Raw genomic sequence first — 3,500 nt, forward strand, 5'->3', positions numbered from 1 at the left:
TACTGACCTGGAGCCAGCTCCTACAAAGAGCTGATAGCGGGTTCCGGGGCAAGTGGGTCGATTTGCTTGCGCTTACCGTCTATGACGCCCGTGGCCAGTTCGTGCGCGAGCACGCCAACCCTGGAGCCATGACGCCCATGAGAAACTGTGAGGGTATCTTATGGGCGGTTAGCAGCTGCGTTGAGCCCAAAGAAACGGTTATTACGTGATCACCCCGGGTCGGCGATTCAACTTACAGAGCAGCTCCGCCCCGGATCGCCGGGGCTGATGAATAAAACGGGTTTAGAACGAACTTTTGGACATCTGGCTTGAAAACTACCGAGACCTCCACGACTTAATAAGGATTATTCTTGGATAGCCGCTATTTTTTCAGTGTAACTAGCTAGTTCCGCCAAAAACGCTTTTACACTTGTTTCTTTAGAGATATAGCTATATCCACCCTGATCTTTATCAGATCTCTTCGCGCTGATGACTGAAGCAGCCGAGTAAAGGTTTTTTTGCATCAGGCGCCGACAAAGAATTTCAAATCGATTCAGATAAGAAACTCCTTGTATTCTAGGAAATGTGCCATCCGGTTTCCGAACATATTGTGTGTTACGAGAGGCAGGGTCGTGCATAAAATCTTTCATAACCCTGAAATTGTTAACTGTAATTGCAACGGGACTTTGAGTATCGTTACAATCCTCTACCAAAATAAGGTAGCCTGTAAACAATCGAGTTAATCCTTCAAATGCTCCTTCTTCAAAACCTTCTTTGATGTCAATTCCGCTCCCCAGAGCTTCCTCTGTCCTATTTGCACAATTTTTCCCAAATGACGCCGCAATAGATTTCAGCTCTATAGCTGCTATCAATGTTTGACCATTAACAATTAAAATATCCCAATTTTTGGCTGGTCGAAAGAAACCAGGAACTTGAGCAGATTTTCCGCTCAAAATAGTTGCATTCGGTAATCCATGATTATGGACAACCCAGCGAAATATATCTACAAAACCGTCAAGAGTTTTCCCTCCTCTGACCCCTTCTCCCTTATCACCGCGAGTCCCCCAAAATTCTTTTACTGCCTCAGAAACAAGCCGTTCATGCCCGTCAAGATTCAAACTCATTTACTCCCCCACAATCGAGCTATATTCGTCTGCTAGCTGATATAATTCGCAAGCAAGATTGTTAAATTCTGATTTGTGATCATTTTTTCCGGCTTCGATAAGACGTTTTTTAAGATTAGTTTTTACGTCATGCCACATCGGAAGCCGTAGTTTTCGTAAGTGTTGTGCTTGAAACCTAAGATACCCTTTAGCGATCTTTGTGCTATAAGAAGAAATAAACATTTTCGTTATATTAGATTTGAGAACAACTCGTAGCGCATGCAAATCCCACTGCTCTGAACATACATAGTAGACAGAGTTGTTCGGGTGGTATCTCCCACTATCATGGACAACGACCGGGTTGCTGCTGATGTCCGGTATTAGAAGTTTTTCTGACCTTGCTCGATTCGCGTAGACGCGATCAATTGTTTTAAACCAGTTATTCTTGTCGTTCTTTGCAACATGCCTTCTGGATAGTCGGTCCTTTTTAGTATTAAGATATCTTGAAAGGTTCGGATAATCGTCCAAATTTATAATGCCGTTTTCATCGTATGTGTTTATTAAGTATTTTCCTCTCCACGAAATCGATCCACTTTTTAATTCTTTTGCTGTAATGACTGGTAACAGCCTGTCTTCCTCAATCTCTAAATCTAATTGGTCTTTGTCTACGATAAAAATATCGTTAGCCCCTGTAGCTGCTCCGATATATACTTTGCAACCAACATCTTCAAGCAAAGGAAATCTTTTTTCAATTTCTCTAATTACGGCTATTTCTTCAGATGCTCCGAATAGCCAAGGATTTTCACCGTCGACTATATCTTTTCTGGTTTCAAGGTGTGTTGTCTTTCCTTCGATCGCTGATACTACTTCACTCGCTTCTTTTTCGCTAAAATCGGAGCCGTATTTTAAAACAGTTTTTTTGCATTTCTCTCCAGATATTTGAGTAATGGCAGGATACGTCATAACCCCTGATTCAAAAGCGCTAACCCCATGTAAATCAACAAAAAGCTCTAGGCTATAATGCTCGTCAATTTTCTTTCGAAGAAGCTTGCCGTATTTGTTTTTTGTCCATCGATCAGTACATATAAACGAAAGACGTCCGTTGCCTTTTAATAGCGAAAGACCTTTTTCGAAAAAGGGTATGTACAGGTCTGCGCGATCAGTCATCGTCGGAAATGAAGACCTATATTTGTCAAGTAATTCTTTGGGAATATTTTCAACCCTTACGTACGGGGGGTTTCCAATAACATGGCTAAACCCTGGCTCAATCTTTTCCAAGAGAAAATCTGTTTTCCAAAACCACTTTTGAGCCAGAAACGCTGCATCATTTTCTCTATATCCTTTGTTTTTTAGCAGTTTTCTAACGCTAACCTTGGCTATTTCAATATTTTCATGATCTATATCTATAGCGAGCAGTTTATCAGCAATTTTTTTAGCTGGAGGAAGAGTTTCTGTTGCATTTATCATCCTCTCCACTATTGCAAGGGCGAACTCACCCTGCCCACACGACGGTTCGAGAATACAAGCATTTTGAAAGTCATCTGAATTTTTTAATCCAATGGCGCTTAACATGAATTGGACGACATTGGGACGGGTGTAAATCTGACCTTTTTCTGATTTTGTACCCACCCGTGATATAGACTCACTGGCTAGTACGGGTTCTTCAAAATCGGAGTGCTCTTGCATTCTTAGAGGTTACCTATCGATGGAGTGAACGGTGGGCATACTAGCTCCCTTTACTACTACGCGGTTCCATAACCAACCGCGAAACCGTCTGACCGAATATAATATGGAGATACGGGGCAGTCATTATCGTCTCACTCCCGCACTTCGGGCAACACCTATCCCGGTGTCAGTCAAGGAAGTTGGAACTCATCCCTACGCGGCTTCTAATACTGGTTCCGGGTTCAGCCAGACGTTCCCGACTTGCTCCCAGTTCCGGGTATTTTGAGACTAGCGTTTTGGATTGCGGGCCTTGGCCTGCTTGTAAAGCCGGGCCCGCTGCTCAAGGATTGCCACATCCTGCCCTTCGTGGCGCTGCTGCGGCGTGACATAGCGAATCGCACTATGCCGATGCTCATAGGTGTACAACGGAACGAACTCTGTCACCCACTGCTGGCTCTTTATCGGATTGAGTCGGACCGAGCTTAATTCCTGGTCAGCGAGCACGGCATACTCAGCCCTGTCGTTGATCACGCAGGAGAGCGAGCCAACTTTCCACCCAAATGCTGAGACTGACCGCCCTGTGGGCCGTTGAGGCCATTGACTTCGTATGCGGTCCGCGAACCCCATTTTAACGGCCTGAATCGGCTGCGCCGAAGAGCTGATCACAGACTTTGGGTGCACGGTGCCTCTGGCGCGGGCAAGTAGTGGCGGATTAAGACTGCGTATTGAGTTTGTTGGCGGCCGTAGCCTCTC

General features: G+C 44.6%; 4 protein-coding genes. 1 reads left to right on the forward strand and 3 read right to left on the reverse strand.

What is annotated here, in order from left to right:
• The coding region (locus AC1RQI_RS16375; RefSeq protein ID WP_481905681.1) for a hypothetical protein at nucleotides 1–209 on the forward strand (209 nt) is incomplete at its 5' end.
• Between the two features lie 135 nt (nucleotides 210–344).
• On the opposite strand, the gene AC1RQI_RS16380 is transcribed toward AC1RQI_RS16375, so the two are convergent.
• The 3 genes from AC1RQI_RS16380 to AC1RQI_RS16390 all read right to left on the reverse strand — a co-directional run bounded on the left by AC1RQI_RS16380 (nucleotide 345) and on the right by AC1RQI_RS16390 (nucleotide 3,191).
• The gene (locus AC1RQI_RS16380) at nucleotides 345–1,103 is read right to left on the reverse strand and encodes a PaeR7I family type II restriction endonuclease (RefSeq protein ID WP_481905682.1); all 759 of its coding nucleotides are present in this window, start codon (nucleotides 1,101–1,103) and stop codon (nucleotides 345–347) included.
• The gene (locus AC1RQI_RS16385; RefSeq protein WP_481905683.1) at nucleotides 1,104–2,768 is read right to left on the reverse strand and encodes an Eco57I restriction-modification methylase domain-containing protein; all 1,665 of its coding nucleotides are present in this window, start codon (nucleotides 2,766–2,768) and stop codon (nucleotides 1,104–1,106) included.
• Between the two features lie 267 nt (nucleotides 2,769–3,035).
• The gene (locus tag AC1RQI_RS16390; RefSeq protein ID WP_481905684.1) at nucleotides 3,036–3,191 is read right to left on the reverse strand and encodes a hypothetical protein; all 156 of its coding nucleotides are present in this window, start codon (nucleotides 3,189–3,191) and stop codon (nucleotides 3,036–3,038) included.
• Nucleotides 3,192–3,500 lie beyond the last annotated feature (309 nt).

The organism is Salicola sp. AFF1 (assembly GCF_056783195.1).